We start from the raw sequence: 17,598 nt of genomic DNA on the forward strand, positions 1-17,598 counted from the left end.
AGGCGGAGGGGTCCGATGTTCATCCCGCTCTATGACACCAACCGGCTGCGCCACATCAAGCAGCAATATGTCACGATCGGCCTGATCGCGTTCAATACGCTCATCTACTTCGCCACCGCGCTTGGCGGCGAGCAGTTCACCAACGCGGCTGTGCTGGGGCTCGGCTTCATCCCGTCGGTCGTCCATGACAGCGCCGAACTGGCTCCGCAGTCTGTCGTGATCCCGGAGAGCCTGAGCTACGTCACCTATTCCTTCCTGCATGCCGATATTTTCCATCTCGGCGGCAACATGCTGTTCCTGTGGGTGTTCGGCGACAATGTCGAGGACGCGCTCGGTCATATCCGCTTTCTCGCCTTCTATCTGCTCTGCGCCATCGCCGGCGCCTTCTTCCAGGGCCTGATCGCGTGGGACTCGCAGGTTCCGCTGATCGGCGCCTCAGGCGCCATTGCCGGCGTGGTCGCCGCCTATCTGATCCTCTATCCCAGGGTGAAGGTATGGGTGCTGGCCTTCGCCCGCATTCCGCTGCGCATCCCGGCCTTCATCCCGCTCATCCTGTGGATCCTGTTCCAGATCGTGATGTTCGCCGCCGGTGGCGAGGATCAGATTTCCTGGGCCTGCCATGTCGGTGGCATCATCGCCGGGGCCGTGCTGGTGCTCGTCTTGCGCAACCGCGCCGTACCGCTGCTTGCCGGTGCGGATGAAGAGGCAGCGGTGGTCGCCGGCCAAATGCCTGTTGCCGCAGAGCCGGCGCCAGGCGAACCGCTGCCGGCGTCGCGCTGGGGACGGGGAACCGCCTCCAGTCCGGACTGAACCGATTTGCCCGACTGAACCGATTTGAGTGCGGCGCGGATGATTTGGGCGCGCCCCGGATATTGACGTGCGGGGTCGCCGCAACTACGGAAGCGTTCCCACACCAATGCATGTCGCGCAAAACTGTGCAGCGGTTTTGCGATAACTGCATGCATGGAACACACAACCTGAAGCGCGTCGCGTGAGGTCGGTCGAATGCGACGCGCTTTAGACGGTCGGAGACCAGAATTCCGTCCGGAATGTCGGCTTTCGACAACTCTGAAGAGGCGCACGCTGCTATAGCGCGCCGATTATCTTGAAAAAGGTGACTATCTTGAAGAGGTGGCTATCGTGAAAGAGGTGACAGGCAAATGAAGATCCTTGTGCCCGTGAAGCGGGTTGTGGATGCGAATGTCAAGGTTCGTGTGAAGGCTGACGGTTCGGCGGTGGAACTCGCCAACGTCAAGATGGCGATGAACCCGTTCGACGAGATCGCGGTCGAAGAGGCGATCCGGCTGAAGGAGGCCGAAAAGGCGGAGGAGATCATCGTTGTCTCGATCGGGCCGCAGCAGGCGCAGGAGACCTTGCGCACCGCGCTCGCCATGGGCGCCGACCGTGCCATCCTGGTCAAGACCGACGAGCAGACCGAGCCGCTGGGTGTCGCCAAGGTGCTGAAGGGCGTGGTCGAGGCGGAAAAGCCCGGTCTCGTCATTCTCGGCAAGCAGGCGATCGACGACGATTCGAACCAGACCGGCCAGATGCTGGCCGCACTTCTGGGCTGGGCGCAAGGCACTTTTGCCTCCAAGGTCGTTATCGATGGCGACAAGGCCAAGGTGACGCGCGAGGTCGATGGCGGCCTGCAGACGGTGGAGCTGAAGATGCCGGCGATTGTCACCGCGGATCTTCGCCTCAACCAGCCGCGCTATGCCTCGCTGCCCAACATCATGAAGGCCAAGAAGAAGCCGCTCGATGAGAAATCTCCCGCCGATTACGGCGCCGACGTCAAGCCGCGGCTGAAGGTGATCAAGACCGAGGAGCCGGGCGGCCGCAAGGCGGGCGTCAAGGTCAAGAGCGTCGCCGAACTGGTCGACAAGCTTAAGAACGAAGCCGGCGTGCTGTAGGAATTCATGTGATGCCGGCCTGCAAACGGCAGGGTTCTGCGCTTCCGGTGCTCACGTACCGAAGTACGCTCCGCTCCGGTTCTCGAACCAACCGTTTTCGACTCGGCCTGACATGAATTCGAGACGCCCCCGCTGAAGTGGATCAAGGAATAGAGAGATGACAATTCTTCTGATTGCCGAACACGACAATGCGACGCTTTCCGACCAGACCGCCAAGGCGCTTTCGGCGGCACTGCAGATCGGCTCCGACGTGCATGTGCTGGTCGCCGGCAACGGCGCCAAGCCGGCAGCGGACGCCGCCGCCAAGCTCAAGGGCGTGAGCAAGGTGCTGCTTGCCGAAGCCGACGAGCTCACCGAGCGTCTCGCCGAACCGCTGGCGGCGCTCGTCGTCGGCATGGCCGATGCCTATGACACGATCGTCGCGCCGGCGACCTCCTCGGGCAAGAATGTCGCGCCGCGCGTGGCAGCCCTGCTCGATGTCGCGCAGGTGTCGGAGATCATCGAGATTGTCTCGCCCGACACCTTCAAGCGGCCGATCTATGCCGGCAACGCCATCCAGACGGTGCAGTCGAGCGACGCCAAGAAGGTGATCACCGTGCGCACCGCCTCCTTCCAGGCTGCACCCGAGGGCGGTTCAGCCCCGGTCGATACGGTTCAGGCAGCAGTCAATCCCGGCCTGTCGAGCTTCGTCGAGAACAAGCTTTCCGAGACCGACCGTCCGGAGCTGACTTCGGCCAGGATCATCATCTCGGGCGGCCGCGCGCTGGGCTCCTCGGAGAAGTTCCAGGAAGTCATCCTGCCGATCGCCGACAAGCTCGGCGCCGCCGTCGGCGCCTCTCGTGCCGCAGTCGATGCCGGCTACGCGCCGAACGACTGGCAGGTCGGCCAGACCGGCAAGGTGGTCGCACCCGATCTCTACATCGCCGTCGGCATCTCCGGCGCCATCCAGCATCTCGCCGGCATGAAGGATTCGAAGGTCATCGTCGCCATCAACAAGGACGAGGAAGCGCCGATCTTCCAGGTTGCCGACTACGGCCTCGTCGGCGACCTTTTCGTCATTCTGCCGGAACTGCAAAAGGCGCTTTGACGCCTTCTGCCAAAGCGTATTAAATTGTGAAGGGCGGGGTAGACGAAGTCGCCCCGCCCTTTTAGTTTGCACCGCACAAAAAGCAGGCCGCAAAGGCCATTTGACGGGATCGGTGTAATGAATAAGATCGAGACGATCGGCATCATCGGGGCGGGCCAGATGGGCGGCGGCATCGCCCATGTGTCCGCGCTGGCGGGCTACAAGGTGCTGGTTTACGACATCTCGCCCGAGCGCATCGAAAAGGGCATCGCCACGATCAGCGGCAACATGGCCCGCCAGGTCGGCTCCGGCAAGCTCGAGGAAAAACTGCGCAACGAGGCGATGGCGCGCATTTCGTCAGCACCGACGATGGCCGACCTTGCCGGTGCCGATCTGGTGATCGAGGCAGCGACCGAGGACGAGACGGTCAAGCGCAAGATCTACGCCCAGCTCTGCCCGCAGCTCAATCCGGAAGCCATCCTGGCGACGAACACCTCGTCGATCTCGATCACACGTCTCGCCGCGCAGACCGACAGGCCGGAGCGTTTCATCGGCATCCATTTCATGAATCCGGTTCCGGTGATGAAGCTGGTCGAACTGGTGCGCGGCATCGCCACCGAGGACCAGACCTTCGAAGCGGCAAAGGCTTATGTGAACCATCTCGAGAAGACGATCACCGTCTCGGAGGATTTTCCAGCCTTCATCGTCAACCGCATCCTGCTGCCGATGATCAACGAGGCGATCTACACGCTCTATGAAGGGGTCGGCTCGGTCGACGCGATCGACACCGCCATGCGGCTCGGCGCCAACCATCCCATGGGACCGCTGCAGCTTGCCGATTTCATCGGCCTCGACACCTGCCTGTCGATCATGCAGGTGTTGCATGACGGCCTGTCGGATTCGAAATACCGGCCCTGCCCGCTGCTGGTGAAATATGTCGAGGCCGGCTGGCTCGGCCGCAAGACCGGACGCGGCTTCTACGACTATCGCGGGGAGCATCCGGTTCCGACGCGCTGAGGCATGCCATTGCGGGCGACAGCGACCCCATGGCGCTCCTTCGTATACGTGTATACCGACATCCAGCCTCGCGCTGCTTTGCGGAAGTCGAACCCGTTTTCGGGGCTGTCGCTACCAGCGCACGAAAAGCCGCCCGCCGAGCGCTCCGAGCGCGGCGAGGATGGCAATCGCGATCGTATACCAGGTGGCGACGAAAAGCGGCGAATCGTCGAAGCAGTGTGCGGCATAAAAGGTTGCCGCCAGCCCGCCGGCGAGCACGCCCGCCACGGTGCCGGCAAGCACCGGCCGCGTCGGCGCGCCATAGCGCAGCACCGCCAGGAAGACGGCAAGCGGACCGATGCCGATCAGCGGAATGAAGGTCAGGCAGATAACCATGTTGCTGCCGACCAGCCGCCTGCCCCAGTCGGCCGCAGTCACCGAAAGGAGTTCCAGCCCCACCGCTACGGCCACCAGCAGCGGTGCGGCAATCATCCAGGTCGCCGCCCTGCTCGTTGCTGCACCGGGTGTCGACAGGGCGCGGATCAAGGCGAAGGCGCTGACCGCCAGAGCCATCGTGAACACAAACTTGGCAACGAAACGCGTCGTATACATGGCGGTGGCGATGTCGGTGCGTGGGCCGATCGCCAGCCAGAAAACCACCGCCGCGATCAGCGTAGCCGCACCTGCGCCTATCCACCAGGCCGAGCCAAGGGGCATCGCCGTGCTGCGGACATCGGCGTCGAGCGCTTTGATGAGATCGTCGGTCCTCATGTCATTCCCGCCCGAATTGTTTGGCCCCGAAGCGTTTGGCAATGGCGGCGAGACCGCGATGCAGCGACACGCGCACCGCCGTCTCGCTGATACCGAACTTCGCTGCCGTTTCACCAATGGAACGGCCTTCGACCGACACCGACGAAACCACCGAACGCTGCGCCGGCGGCAGGCCCTCCAGGGCCCGGTTGATGTCACGCCCGCTGACCGTTTCGGCCTCCGGTTCGGCGAAGGTCTCGGCGATCTCGTCGATCTCGATCTCGATGCGCCGCCCGCGCCGTCGAAAGGCATCGATCAGCTTGAAGCGCGCTATGGCGTAGACCCAGGGCAGCACAGGCAGATCCTGGCGCCAGGTATGCCGCTTCACATGAATGGCCAGCAAGGTTTCCTGCACGACATCCTCGGGATCGACCCCGCCCTGAACGATCTTGCGCCTGATGAAGCCGCGAACGAGGGCAGCCGTCCGGCGCAGAAAGTCGGCGTAGGCCCTTTCATCTCCCGCAATCGCGGCCCGCATCAGCCGGGAAAGCTCGGCCTCGTCCTTGCCGGTCACAAGAGTTAACTCCCCAGTATTCGCGCCTCGGCCCGATTTGTTACGTGGCCGGCGAAATAATGTCCAAGCCAAAATATGGGAATATCACGACGGTTTCACCTCCGGCGGCCGATTGCGCAGCGCATCAATGTTGACTACACCGATCAGGAATTGATAGTGCAGCCATGCTAAATCAAAGACCATCGAGATCGAGCGGGATGACGTCCATGAAACATGCTCTTTCCGTGCTTGCCGGAGCCACAGCACTTGCAATCAGCCTGGTCGCCAGCCCGGTTATGGCCCAGGACAGCGGCATCGTCGTCTACAATGCCCAGCATGAGAGCCTGACCAATGCCTGGGTGGAAGGTTTCACCAAGGAAACCGGCATCAAGGTCACCGTTCGCCACGGCGGCGACAGCGATTTTTCCAACCAGATCGTTGCCGAAGGCGCCGCCTCGCCGGCCGACGTCTTCCTGACGGAAAACTCGCCCGCCATGGTGCTGGTCGAATCCGCCGGCCTGTTCGCGCCGGTCGACGCCGACACGCTGGCGCAGATTCCCAAGGAGTACCAGCCGGCCAGCGGCAAGTGGGTGGGCATCGCCGCGCGCGCCACCGTCTTTGCTTACAGCAAGACCAGACTGACCGGCGAGCAGTTGCCCAAGTCGCTGCTTGAACTCGCCGATCCGAGCTGGAAGGGACGCTGGGCCGCTTCGCCCTCCGGCGCCGATTTCCAGGCGATCGTCAGCGCGCTTTTGCAGCTCAAAGGCGAGGCCGCAACGGCCGACTGGCTGAAGGCGATGAAGGAGAATTTTACCGCCTACAAAGGCAACAGCACGGTGATGAAGGCGGTCAATGCCGGCGAGGTCGATGGCGGCGTGATCTATCACTATTATTACTACGGCGACCAGGCCAAGACCGGCGAGAACAGCAAGAATATCGGTCTCCACTATTTCAAGAACCAGGATCCGGGCGCGTTCGTCTCGGTTTCCGGCGGTGGCGTGCTGGCCTCGAGCAAGCACCCGAAGGAAGCTCAGGCCTTCCTGAAATGGGTGACCGGCAAGGCTGGTCAGGACGTGCTGAAGACCGGCAATTCCTTTGAATACGCGGTCGGCAAGGGTGCGGAGTCCAATTCGGCGCTGGTGCCGCTGGCCGATCTGCAGGCGCCGAAGGTCGATGCGACGACGCTGAACTCCAGGAAGGTGACCGACCTGATGACGGCAGCCGGCTTGCTTTAGTTCGCGTTCGTCCTAAAACGGCAACCGACTGCGCTCCTGCGGGAATTCGCTTCCGCAGGAGCGCTCTGTTTTTCGAGGTGGCATTCGTCGATGACGACAAGCTGCATTCTTTGGCCGTGTTTGCGGCCCTTCGATCGTTTCCGCCACCGGGCGGCAACGGCTCGGTGCCTGAGCTGATGCAGTCTGCGGCCGACCTTGCACGTTCACCGACCGGCATGGTGGCTGTGCAATGGAAGCGCCGGCGGCCGATATCCTGGATTTCGCTCGCCGCCATCCTGGTCTCACTTTTCTCGCTGCTGCCGCTCGCCTTCATCATCTGGATTGCCGTGCAGACCGGCTGGGAAACCGTATCGGCACTGGTGTTCCGGCCGCGGGTCGGCGAGCTCCTGGTCAACACCCTGCTTTTGGTGGTGCTGGCGGTGCCGATCTGCATCGTGCTCTCGGTGGCGCTGGCCTGGCTGACCGAACGCAGCAGCCTTCCCGGTGCCCGCGTGTGGGCCTGGATGTCGGTGGCGCCGCTCGCCATCCCCGCCTTTGTCCACAGCTACGCCTGGATTACCCTGGTGCCGGGACTGCACGGGCTGTGGGCCGGCGTCCTGGTTTCCGTCGTCGCCTATTTCCCGTTCCTCTATCTGCCGGTGGCGGCAGCCTTGCGCCGGCTCGATCCTGCTCTCGAAGATGCCGCGGCAGCCGTCGGCCTCGGGCCATGGCGCGTGTTCCGGCGGGTCGTGCTGCCGCAGCTCAGGCTCGCCATCTGCGGCGGCTCGCTGCTGGTCGGCCTGCATCTCCTGGCCGAGTACGGCCTCTACGTGTTCATCCGCTTCGATACCTTCACCACGGCGATCGTCGACCAGTTCCAGTCGACCTTCAACGGCCCCGCCGCCAACATGCTGGCGGCTGTGCTGGTGACATGCTGTTTCGTGCTGCTTGGGATCGAGGTGCTGGTGCGCGGCGAGGAGCGCTATGCCCGCGTCGGCTCGGGCGCGGCGCGCCAGCAGCAACGCACAAGGCTCGGCCGCGCCACCATCCCGTGCTTGGCTCTGCCCGTTGTCACCGCGCTGCTGGCGCTCGGCGTGCCGTTCGTCACCATCGGCCGCTGGCTTGTGGCTGGCGGCGCCGATGTCTGGCGGCTCGATGAGATCGGCCTAGCGCTCGGCCAGACCCTGTTCCTGGCGCTCGCCGGCGCCCTGCTCGCCACTATCGCCGCCATGCCGATGGCTTGGATTTCGATCCGGGCACCGGGGCCGCTGCAGCGCCTTCTGGAGGGCTGCAACTACATCGTCGGCTCGCTGCCCGGCGTCGTCGTGGCGTTGGCGCTGGTCACCATCACGGTTCGCATCGCGCTGCCGCTCTATCAGACCCTGTTCACGATCCTCGTTGCCTATGCGCTGATGTTCCTGCCGCGCGCCCTGATCAGCCTGCGAGCATCGATCGCGCAGGCACCGGTCGAGCTCGAGCGCGCCGCCGCCAGTCTCGGCCGGCCACCGCTCAGGGCGCTGTGGTCGACGACGATCCGCCTGTCGGCGCCGGGTGCCGCGGCGGGCATGGCGCTGGTGGCGCTCGGCATCATGAACGAATTGACCGCCACGCAGATGCTGGCGCCCAACGGCACCCGCACGCTGGCGATGGCGTTCTGGGCCCACAGCGGCGAGATCGACTATGCGTCCGCCGCACCTTACGCGCTCATCATGGTGGCGATGTCGCTGCCGCTGACCTGGCTGCTCTACGTCCAGTCGAAGCGGATGGCCGGGCGATGAGCTTCCTCGAACTCACCGATGTGCACAAGCACTACGGCCCGGTGGCCGCACTGGCCGGCGTCGACCTCAGCGTGGCCAGCGGCAGCCGCACGGCGATCGTCGGACCGTCAGGCTGCGGCAAGACGACCCTGCTGCGGTTGATCGCCGGCTTCGAAGCGCCGGACCAGGGTCGCATCGTGCTCGACGGCGAGGTGCTGGCCAATGGCGACGCCGCGGTGCCGGCATATCGGCGCGGCATCGGCGTGGTGGCGCAGGACGGCGCCCTGTTCCCGCATCTGAGCATCGCCGCCAATATCGGTTTCGGCATGCGGCATCACGAGGACAAGCGCAGCGAGCGTATCGCCGAGCTCGCCTATATCGTCGGGCTCGACAAGGCGATCCTGAAACGGCGGCCGCACGAGCTCTCAGGCGGCCAGCAGCAGCGTGTGGCGTTGGCCCGCGCCATGGCCATGAAGCCGCGGCTGATGCTGCTCGACGAGCCGTTCTCGGCACTCGACACCGGCCTGCGCGCCTCGATGCGCAAGGCGGTGGCCGAGCTTCTGGAGACCGCCGGCATCACCACGATCCTGGTCACGCACGACCAGGCCGAGGCGCTGTCCTTTGCCAGCCAGGTCGCGGTGATGCGCGACGGCAAATTCTCGCAGGTCGGCACGCCGCGCGAGCTTTATCTCAAGCCGAAGGACCGGATGGTCGCCGAATTCCTCGGCGACGCCATCATCCTGCCGGCCAGGATCGCGGACGGCTTCGCCAGCTCGCCGCTCGGCCGCATCGCCGTCGACAGCACCGAGCGGCGCGATCTCGTCCGCATCATGCTGCGGCCGGAACAGGTGCTTTTGAAACGGACATCGCGCGAAGGCATGTCGGGCACGCCGGACATGCTGTTCGGCGAGGTCACGGAATCCGAATTCGCCGGCTCGATGTGCACCATCGCGGTGCGGCTCTTGAACAGTCCCGATCCGCCGGACGCAGCCGCGATCGGCAACACGCCACTGGTCCTGCGCAAGCCGGGCATGGACACACCGACGGTTGGCGAGATCGTCCGGCTGACGGTGTCGGGCAAGGCGCATGTGTTCGCCTGAACGCTCGGGTAGCGCGCCGATCAGGCCGACGGGCCGGCTTCAATCGACCCGCTTGCCGGCCTGATCGAACCAGTGCAGCTTTTCGGCAATGGCCACGACACGCAACTGGTCGCCGGGCTTTGCGGTGGCGCGCCCTGAGACGCGCACGATGATACGGCTGCCGGCTGCGGCGCAGTGAAGAAAGCTTTCGGCCCCGACCGGCTCGACCGCTTCGACTGTCGCCGGCAGGACGAGCGCACCGGACAGCGCCTCCGCATTGAAGGTGACGTCGGCATCTTCAGGGCGAAACCCCAGCGTCACGGCTTGTGTTCCGGGAGCCGCAAAGCCGATCGCGGTTCCGTCAGCCAGCATCGGGCCTGAGGAACTTCCGGTCAGCGCCAGAAGATTCATCGGCGGCGCGCCGATGAAGGAAGCGACGAAGATCGACGCCGGCTTTTCGTAGATGTCGAGCGGCGCGCCCGTTTGCTCGACCAGCCCGGCGTTCATGACAACAAGGATGTCGGCCAGCGTCATCGCCTCGAGCTGGTCGTGAGTGACATAGACCGAGGTGACGCCAAGCGTGCGCTGCAGGTTCTTGATCTCGACCCGCATCTGCCCGCGCAATTTGGCATCGAGATTGCTGAGCGGCTCGTCGAACAGGAAGACTTTCGGATTGCGCACGATGGCGCGGCCCATGGCGACACGCTGGCGCTGGCCGCCGGAAAGCTCGCGCGGCCGCCGGTCGAGCAGCGCCGAAAGCTCCAGCACCTTGGCGGTCGAACGCACCCTGCTGTCGATCTCGTCCTTCGGCGTGCCGCGATTGCGCAGGCCATAGGCCATGTTGTCATAGACTTTCATATGCGGGTAAAGCGCGTAGTTCTGGAACACCATGGCGATGTCGCGCTCGGTCGGGCCGATGGCGTTGACCACTTTGCCGTCGATGGCGACCGTACCGGCGGAAATGGTCTCCAACCCGGCGATCATCCTCAGCAGCGTCGACTTGCCGCAGCCGGATGGGCCGACCAGCACGCAAAGCTCCTTGTCGGGAATGGCGATGGAGACCCCCTTCACGGCTTCGACGCCGCTCGGATAGACCTTCTTCACGTCCTTCAGATCGACGGTCGCCATCAGCTTCTCACTTTTCGGATTCGACCAGGCCGCGCACGAACCAGCGTTGCATCAGCACCACCACCAGGATCGGCGGCACGATGGCCAGCATCGCGGTGACCATGACCAGGTGCCATTCGGTATCGGCATCGGCAAAGGAAACCATCTTTCTCAACGCGATGACGATGGTGTTCATGTCGTTGCTGTTGGTGACCAGCAGCGGCCAAAGATACTGCGTCCAGCCATAGATGAAGAGGATGACGAACAGCGCCGCGATGTTGGTGCGCGACAATGGCAACAGGATATCGAAGAAGAAGCGCCATGGCCCGGCACCGTCGACGCGCGCCGCCTCGACCAATTCGCCCGGTATGGTCATGAAGAACTGGCGGAACAGCAGCGTCGCGGTGGCCGAGGCGATCAGCGGGATGATCAGGCCGGCATAGGTGTCGATCATGCCGAGATCGACCATCACCTTGTAGGTCGGCAGGATGCGCACCTCGACGGGAAGCATCAAGGTGATGAAGATCAGCCAGAAGAAGGTCATGCGCAGGGGAAAGCGGAAGAAAACGATCGCATAGGCCGACAAGATCGAAATGCAGATCTTTCCCACCGCAACACCGAGCGCCATGATCGTGGTGTTGAGGAGCAGTTGGCCGACGCTGACACCGCCGATGCGGCCAATGCCGCCGAACAGCGCCTCGCTGTAGTTGTTCCACAGCTGGCCGCCGGGCAAGAGCGGCAGCGGCGGCCTGAGGATGGTTTGCAGCGTGTGTGTCGAGGCAACGAACGTGTAGTAGATCGGGAAAGCCACGATCAATATGCCGAGGATAAGCACGGCATGGGCGATGAATGTGCGGAGCGGGGACTGGCCGATCATCGCTGCCCTCAGCCGTAATGGACTTTGCGTTCCACGTAGCGGAACTGGATAGCGGTGAGCGCAATGACGATTGCCATCAGGATGACCGACTGCGCCGCCGAGTCGCCCAGGATCAGATTGACGAAGCCGTCATTGTAGACCTTGTAGACCAGCGTCTCGGTCGCCTTGCCCGGCCCGCCGCCGGTGACGGCATGAACGATGCCGAACGTATCGAACAGGGCATAGACGGTGTTGACGACCAGCAGGAAAAAGGTGGTCGGCGCGAGCAGCGGGAAGACGATGGTCCAGAAGCGCTTGGTCTCGCCGGCGCCGTCCATGGCCGCCGCCTCGATCAGCGTTTTCGGCACTGCCTGCAGACCGGCGACGAAGAACAGGAAATTGTAGCTGATCTGCTTCCAGGCAGCCGCCGACACCAGCAGGATCATGGCGTGGGTGCCGTTGAGCAGCGGGTCCCAGGCGATGCCGAGGCTTCGCAGCAAATAGGCCAACGAGCCGATTGAAGGATTGAACAGAAAAAGCCACAGCATGCCGGCAATCGCCGGCGCCACGGCATAGGGCCAAATCAACAGGGTGCGGTAGAGGCCTTTGCCGCGCACCGCCTTCTCGGCCATGACCGCAAGCAGCAGGGCCACGCACATCGCGACGACCGCGGTCGCAAGCGAGAACACCACGGTGACCTTGATCGAATTGAGGTACGCCGGATCGGCCAGCACCTTGCGGAAATTGGCAAACCAGACAAACCTGGTCCTCAGCCCGAACGGATCCTGTCTGAGCATCGACTGGTAAAGCGCCTGACCGGCCGGCCAGTAGAAGAAAACCAGTGTTATGGCGAGTTGTGGCGCCACCAGCAGGTAGGGCAGGATCTTGTTGGGAAAGACGACGCGGGGAGACAGGCTGATTTCCTTCGCTATCTCGGGGACGCCCACGCGAACTCGCGTGGGCAGACACCAACTGAGATAAACTCGTCAGTTCTCCAGCGCTTCCTTGATTGCGGCGTTGCCGCGCGTAACCGCGTTGTCAAGCGCCTGCTGAGCGGTTTGCTGGCCGGCCAGCATCTTCTCGAACTCCTCGTTCTGGATATCGCGCACCTGCGGCAGGTTCGGCAGCCGCACGCCCTTCGAGTTGTCGGTCGGCGCCTTGCCAGTCATTTGCAGGATGGGTGTCTCACGGCCGGGGTTCTTGTCATAGAAGCCCGATTTCTTGGTCGCCTCGTAGGCAGCAAGCGTCACCGGCAGGTATCCTGACTTCTGGTGCAGATATTCCTGCACATCGGTCTTGGACAGGTAGGCGAAGAACGCCGCGACACCCTTGTATTGTTCGTCCGACTTGGCGCCGAACACCCACAGGCTGGCGCCGCCCGGCGTGGTGTTCTGCGGTGCGCCCTTGGCGTCGCTGTCGTAGGGAAGCTGGCCGATGCCGTAGTTCATGCCGGACTTGACGATGTCGCCGAGGCCGCCCGACGATTCGGTGAAGATGCCGCATTCGCCGGCGAGGAAGATCTGCTTGGCTTCGGAGGTGCGCCCGCCATATTTGAAGGTGCCGTCCTTGGCGAGATCCGCGAGCGCCTGGAAGTGGTTGACAAAAATCGGCGCGTTGATCTTGAGTTCGACATCGCCGCCGGCCAGGCCGTTCTGCTGGGTCGCCCACGACACATCATTCCACGCCGCGAAATTCTCCAGATGGATCCAGGTCAGCCAGGTCGAGGTATAGCCACAAGGGGCGGCGCCGCTCGTCTTGATCTTCTTGGCGGCTTCCCATACCTCGTTCCAGGTCTTCGGCGGGTTGTTCACGTCGAGCCCGGCCTTCTGGAAGATATCCTTGTTGTAGTAAAGGATCGGCGAGGAGGAGTTGTAGGGGAAGGACAGCATGGTGCCGTCCGGCTTCGAATAATAGCCGACGATACCGGGCAGATACTGGCTCTTGTCGAAGGTCATCCCGGCACCGGTCATCACCTCGGCCACCGGCTTGATCGCGCCCTCGGCCGCCATCATCACGCCGGTGCCGACGTCGAACACCTGGAGGATATCGGGCGCCTGGCCGGCGCGGAAGGCGGCGATGCCGGCGTTCAGCGTCTCCGGATAGGTGCCCTTGAACACCGGAACCAGTTCATAGTCGCTCTGGCTGGTGTTGAAATCCTTGGAGATCTTGCCGACGACCTCGGCGTTGGCGCCGGTCATGGCGTGCCACCAGCTGATCTGCGTGACGGCGAAGGCGGAGGTGGTGGAAAGCAGGGTCAAGGTGGCGGCGACACCGGCCGCGAAGCCGAAGAACTTCATGTTTCATCTCCCGTTTGTCATTGGCGAAAGGGGCACTCTCGCAATGCCAATATGTGCCGCCCGTGACAATTGGACAACGGTTTTGTTGCGGGCCGATGAACTTGATTCCACTTAAAGTGGCGTGCGCTTCGAGATGAGACACGATGGAAAGCAATTGAAAAGCCGGCTTACCAATCGAACAACGACGACGACCGGCAATCGTCGGCGCCTCCTAAAGAGCGCACTTTGCGCGACATGAATTAGTCCGACTTGCCGAGCGCCGTCTCGACCAGCCGCTTGGCATCGGGGCTCGACCATTCGGCCGGGCCGTTCATGTGGGCAATCAGGCAGCCTTCACCGTCGATCAGCATGGTGACCGGCAGGCCGAGCGCCAGGCCGCGTGTCTTGAGATCGTTGAACAGCGCCATCGTCGAGTCGCGGTAGTAGCCGAGCGCCTCGACGCCGGTTTCCTCGAGGAACTTCTTCGGCTTGCTGTCGTCGCCGGCATCGACATTGACCGCGACGACCTCGAAAGCATCACTGCCCATTTCGTTCTGCAGCGCGTCGAGCGCCGGCATTTCGGCGCGGCAGGGCGCGCACCATGTCGCCCACAGATTGAGCAGCACCGTCTTGCCGCCATGGTCGGCGAGCGTCATCGGCTTGCCGTCGGGGCTGTTGAAGGCAAGGCCCTTCAGCGATTGCGGCGGATCGGCGGGCAAAAGTGCTGCAACCTGGCCGGTGGCAGCCGCCGCGACCGACTTGGCGCGGTCGGCCTTGGCGGCGCAGGCGACATCGTCCTTGCTGTCGCCAACCGCGACTTGAGCGGGGGCGTTGTTGCCAGAACCGCTTTCGCTGACATATACCGCGACCGCGCCGGCAAGCACGCCTGCCACCAAAGCGGCGAGGATGAGGCGCGGGGCCGGGAAAAATCGATTGCCGTCTGCCATTTTTTAAAACTGCTCCGGAGCACGGGTTATAGCGATGAGCGACAAGAAGGCCAGCAACCAGATGTGGGGCGGACGTTTTGCCTCGGGTCCGGCCGCGATCATGGAAGCGATCAACGCGTCGATCTCGTTCGACCGCAAACTCTACGCGCAGGACATCCGAGGCTCGATCGCCCATAGCGAGATGCTAGCGCAAACCGGCATTATTTCGGCGGCCGATCAAGAAAAAATCGCTCACGGGCTGAACACGATCCTGGCAGAGATCGAAGCCGGCACGTTCGAGTTCTCGACCAGGCTGGAAGACATCCACATGAATGTCGAGGCCCGCCTTGCCGAGCTGATCGGCCCGGCTGCCGGCCGCCTGCATACCGCCCGTTCGCGCAACGACCAGGTGGCGGTCGATCTCAGGCTATGGGTCAAGGACGAGTGCTTTCGCGTCGCCGAGGCGCTGAAGGGCCTGATCACGGCGTTCCTGGAGCGGGCCGAGGAGCATGCGGCAACGGTGATGCCGGGCTTCACCCACATGCAGGCGGCGCAGCCGGTAACCTTCGGCCATCACTGCATGGCCTATGTCGAGATGTTCTCGCGCGACCTGTCGCGTGTTCGCGACGCTATCGAACGGATGGACGAAAGCCCGCTCGGTGCGGCCGCGCTTGCCGGCACCAGCTTTCCGATCGACCGGCACCAGACGGCCAGGGCACTCGGCTTCCGTGAGCCGATGCGCAATTCCCTCGACAGCGTTTCGGACCGCGATTTCGCGCTCGAGTTTTTGGGGCTGGCGGCGATCTGCGCGACGCATCTGTCGCGGCTGGCCGAAGAAATCATCATCTGGTCGACGCCGCAATTCGGCTTCGTCAGGCTGTCGGACTCATTCTCCACCGGCTCCTCGATCATGCCGCAGAAGAAGAACCCCGACGCCGCCGAGCTGGTGCGCGGCAAGACCGGCCGCGTCACCGGCCATCTGGTCGGCCTGCTGACTGTCATGAAGGGCATGCCGCTGACCTACGGCAAGGACATGCAGGAAGACAAGGAATCCGTGTTCGACGTCGCTGAGACGCTCGACCTGATGCTGGCTGCGATGACCGGCATGGTGCGCGACATGACGGTGAATGCCGCCGCCATGAAGAAGGCCGCCGGGTCAGGCTATGCGACCGCGACCGATCTTGCCGACTGGCTGGTGCGTAGCCTCGGTCTGCCGTTCCGCGAGGCGCACCACGTCACCGGCCGCGCCGTGGCGCTGGCCGAAGAGAGGAAGATCGGGCTCGACAGGCTGCCACTGGAAGACTTGCAGTCCATTCACCCCGGCATCACGACGGACGTGTTTTCGGTGCTTGCCGTGCAAAACTCGGTGAAGAGCCGCACGAGCTTCGGCGGCACCGCGCCATCGGAAGTGAGGAAGCAGATCCGCTACTGGAAAAAGCGCATTGCCAGGGCGTGATGCCGGGGTGCAATGCCGGAAAAACTCGGCTAAAAGCGGCGGGCAAAAGTTTCGGACGGATGGATCGATGACCGCAAGCAGGATTTTGGTGACGCTGACGCTGCTGGCGGCGCTGGCAACCGTAACGGCCTGCGGTAGGAAAGCCGGGCTCGATACGCCCTATGAGGCGGCCGTGCAGGCGCGCAAGGATGCCCAAAAGGCAGAGCAGCCCGTGCCGCCGGAGCCGGAAAAACCGGTCGAGGACAAAAAGTTCATTCTCGATCCGTTGATCTAGAGCCGATGAGATCGGCCGATCTCGTCGTGCTCCAACTTCCGGAACCACTCTCGTGAACCATTTCGACTACCGCGACGGCGTGCTGCATGCCGAGGACGTGGCGATATCAGAGATCGCCGCAAGCATCGGCACGCCGTTCTATTGCTATTCGACGGCGACGCTGACCAGGCATTTCCGCGTGTTTGCGCAGGCCTTTGCCGGGCTCGACGCGCTGGTCTGCTATGCCATGAAGGCGAATTCCAACCAGGCTGTGCTAAAAATCCTGGCAAAACTCGGTGCCGGCGCCGACGTGGTCTCGGAAGGCGAACTGCGCCGCGCGCTGGCCGCCGGCATTCCGGCCAACAAGATTCTGTTTTCCGGCGTCGGCAAGACCGCGCGCGAAATGGATCTTGCACTCTCGGCCGGCATTTTGTGCTTCAACGTCGAATCCGAGCCTGAACTGGAATTGCTGTCGGCCCAAGCCGCGGCGTTGGGCAAGGTGGCGCCGATCTCGCTGCGCATCAATCCGGATGTCGATGCCAGGACCCACAAGAAGATCTCCACCGGCAGGGCCGAGAACAAGTTCGGCATTCCCTGGCAGAAGGCGCGAAAGGTCTATGCCCGCGCAGCTGAGCTGCCTGGCATCAAGGTCACCGGCATCGACACTCATATCGGCAGCCAGATCACCGAGTTGCAGCCCTTCGACGACGCTTTTGCGCTGCTGGTGGAGCTGGTCGGCGTGCTGCGCGCCGACGGGCACGCCATCGAGCATATCGACCTCGGCGGCGGCCTCGGCATTCCCTACCGCGTCGACAACAGCCCGCCTCCCCTGCCGGACGCTTATGCCCAGATTGTCAAGAAGCACGTCGCCAAGCTCGGGCTGAAGGTGATGTTCGAGCCGGGCCGGCTGATATCAGGCAATGCCGGCATCCTGGTCTCGCAGGTGATCTTCGTGAAGGAGGGCGACGCCAAGAATTTCCTGGTCGTCGACGCCGCGATGAACGATCTGATCCGGCCGACGCTCTATGACGCCTTCCATGACATCAAGCCGGTGGTGCAGCAGCCGGCCGCGGCGCCGCGCATGACGGTCGACGTGGTCGGCCCAGTCTGCGAGACCGGCGATTATCTCGGCCTCGACCGCGATCTGCCGCGGCTGAAGGCCGGCGACCTGATCGCCGTCGCCACCGCCGGCGCCTATGGCGCGGTGCAGGCCGGCACCTACAACACCAGGCCGCTGGTGCCTGAAGTGCTGGTCGACGGCGACCGTTTCCATGTCGTGCGCCGGCGCCAGACCTATGACGAGCTGATCGGCCTGGATTCGCTGCCCGATTGGCTTGAATAGACCCATGATCCCGAAAAAGTGAGAACCGGTTTTCGGAAAGGATCATGGTCAAACAAG

17 protein-coding genes are annotated in these 17,598 nt (G+C 63.4%); 10 read left to right on the top strand and 7 right to left on the bottom strand.

What is annotated here, in order from left to right; genetic code table 11:
* Positions 1–15: 15 nt before the first annotated feature.
* The 4 genes from AC0L2K_RS24130 (at position 16) to AC0L2K_RS24145 (ending at position 3,993) form a co-directional block, all read left to right on the top strand.
* A complete protein-coding gene (locus tag AC0L2K_RS24130) occupies positions 16–810 on the top strand; it encodes a rhomboid family intramembrane serine protease (protein WP_473532511.1) in 795 nt (264 codons plus the stop codon).
* A 350-nt stretch (positions 811–1,160) separates the two neighbouring features.
* Complete coding sequence (locus AC0L2K_RS24135; RefSeq protein ID WP_473532512.1) at positions 1,161–1,910, top strand: electron transfer flavoprotein subunit beta/FixA family protein; 750 nt, start codon at positions 1,161–1,163, stop codon at positions 1,908–1,910.
* A 157-nt stretch (positions 1,911–2,067) separates the two neighbouring features.
* A complete protein-coding gene (locus tag AC0L2K_RS24140; protein ID WP_128168703.1) occupies positions 2,068–2,997 on the top strand; it encodes an electron transfer flavoprotein subunit alpha/FixB family protein in 930 nt (309 codons plus the stop codon).
* A gap of 117 nt (positions 2,998–3,114) precedes the next feature.
* On the top strand, positions 3,115–3,993 hold the full coding sequence (locus AC0L2K_RS24145) for a 3-hydroxybutyryl-CoA dehydrogenase (RefSeq protein ID WP_023797239.1): 879 nt from the start codon (positions 3,115–3,117) through the stop codon (positions 3,991–3,993).
* Between the two features lie 111 nt (positions 3,994–4,104).
* On the opposite strand, the gene AC0L2K_RS24150 is transcribed toward AC0L2K_RS24145, so the two are convergent.
* Entirely contained in the window at positions 4,105–4,743 is a 639-nt protein-coding gene (locus AC0L2K_RS24150) for an NrsF family protein (protein WP_473532513.1), read from the bottom strand.
* A gap of 1 nt (position 4,744) precedes the next feature.
* Positions 4,745–5,296: a sigma-70 family RNA polymerase sigma factor gene (locus tag AC0L2K_RS24155; RefSeq protein WP_287229571.1), complete on the bottom strand. Its 552-nt coding sequence runs from the start codon at positions 5,294–5,296 to the stop codon at positions 4,745–4,747.
* Between the two features lie 206 nt (positions 5,297–5,502).
* On the opposite strand from AC0L2K_RS24155, the gene AC0L2K_RS24160 reads away from it, so the two are divergent.
* The 3 genes from AC0L2K_RS24160 (at position 5,503) to AC0L2K_RS24170 (ending at position 9,346) form a co-directional block, all read left to right on the top strand.
* A complete protein-coding gene (locus AC0L2K_RS24160; RefSeq protein ID WP_128176054.1) occupies positions 5,503–6,510 on the top strand; it encodes an iron ABC transporter substrate-binding protein in 1,008 nt (335 codons plus the stop codon).
* A 176-nt stretch (positions 6,511–6,686) separates the two neighbouring features.
* Complete coding sequence (locus AC0L2K_RS24165; RefSeq protein ID WP_287181195.1) at positions 6,687–8,267, top strand: ABC transporter permease; 1,581 nt, start codon at positions 6,687–6,689, stop codon at positions 8,265–8,267.
* A complete protein-coding gene (locus tag AC0L2K_RS24170; protein ID WP_128176056.1) occupies positions 8,264–9,346 on the top strand; it encodes an ABC transporter ATP-binding protein in 1,083 nt (360 codons plus the stop codon). The genes AC0L2K_RS24165 and AC0L2K_RS24170 overlap by 4 nt, the downstream gene beginning before the upstream one ends.
* 39 nt (positions 9,347–9,385) lie before the next feature.
* Here the strand turns inward: AC0L2K_RS24170 and AC0L2K_RS24175 are convergent, their stop codons facing one another.
* From AC0L2K_RS24175 to tlpA, 5 genes are all read right to left on the bottom strand, one after another.
* Positions 9,386–10,453 carry a sn-glycerol-3-phosphate import ATP-binding protein UgpC gene (locus AC0L2K_RS24175; protein WP_128176058.1) on the bottom strand — a complete coding sequence of 356 codons (1,068 nt, stop codon included), beginning with the start codon at positions 10,451–10,453 and terminating at the stop codon, positions 9,386–9,388.
* Between the two features lie 7 nt (positions 10,454–10,460).
* A complete protein-coding gene (gene ugpE / locus AC0L2K_RS24180) occupies positions 10,461–11,309 on the bottom strand; it encodes a sn-glycerol-3-phosphate ABC transporter permease UgpE (protein ID WP_023797226.1) in 849 nt (282 codons plus the stop codon).
* A gap of 8 nt (positions 11,310–11,317) precedes the next feature.
* Positions 11,318–12,202 carry a sn-glycerol-3-phosphate ABC transporter permease UgpA gene (gene ugpA, locus AC0L2K_RS24185; protein WP_287229619.1) on the bottom strand — a complete coding sequence of 295 codons (885 nt, stop codon included), beginning with the start codon at positions 12,200–12,202 and terminating at the stop codon, positions 11,318–11,320.
* A 72-nt stretch (positions 12,203–12,274) separates the two neighbouring features.
* A complete protein-coding gene (gene ugpB, locus AC0L2K_RS24190; protein WP_128176060.1) occupies positions 12,275–13,585 on the bottom strand; it encodes a sn-glycerol-3-phosphate ABC transporter substrate-binding protein UgpB in 1,311 nt (436 codons plus the stop codon).
* 239 nt (positions 13,586–13,824) lie between these two features.
* Complete coding sequence (tlpA, locus tag AC0L2K_RS24195) at positions 13,825–14,511, bottom strand: thiol:disulfide interchange protein TlpA (RefSeq protein WP_128176062.1); 687 nt, start codon at positions 14,509–14,511, stop codon at positions 13,825–13,827.
* A gap of 34 nt (positions 14,512–14,545) precedes the next feature.
* Here tlpA and argH point away from each other — a divergent pair, with 34 nt between their 5' ends.
* The 3 genes from argH (at position 14,546) to lysA (ending at position 17,541) form a co-directional block, all read left to right on the top strand.
* Positions 14,546–15,946: an argininosuccinate lyase gene (gene argH, locus AC0L2K_RS24200; RefSeq protein WP_287175589.1), complete on the top strand. Its 1,401-nt coding sequence runs from the start codon at positions 14,546–14,548 to the stop codon at positions 15,944–15,946.
* 67 nt (positions 15,947–16,013) lie between these two features.
* Entirely contained in the window at positions 16,014–16,220 is a 207-nt protein-coding gene (locus AC0L2K_RS24205; RefSeq protein ID WP_023797221.1) for a hypothetical protein, read from the top strand.
* 52 nt (positions 16,221–16,272) lie between these two features.
* Positions 16,273–17,541 (top strand): diaminopimelate decarboxylase, encoded by a 1,269-nt coding sequence (gene lysA / locus AC0L2K_RS24210; protein ID WP_128176066.1) that lies wholly within the window; start codon positions 16,273–16,275, stop codon positions 17,539–17,541.
* The last annotated feature ends 57 nt before the right edge of the window (positions 17,542–17,598 follow it).

The organism is Mesorhizobium sp. WSM4817, from assembly GCF_055811135.1.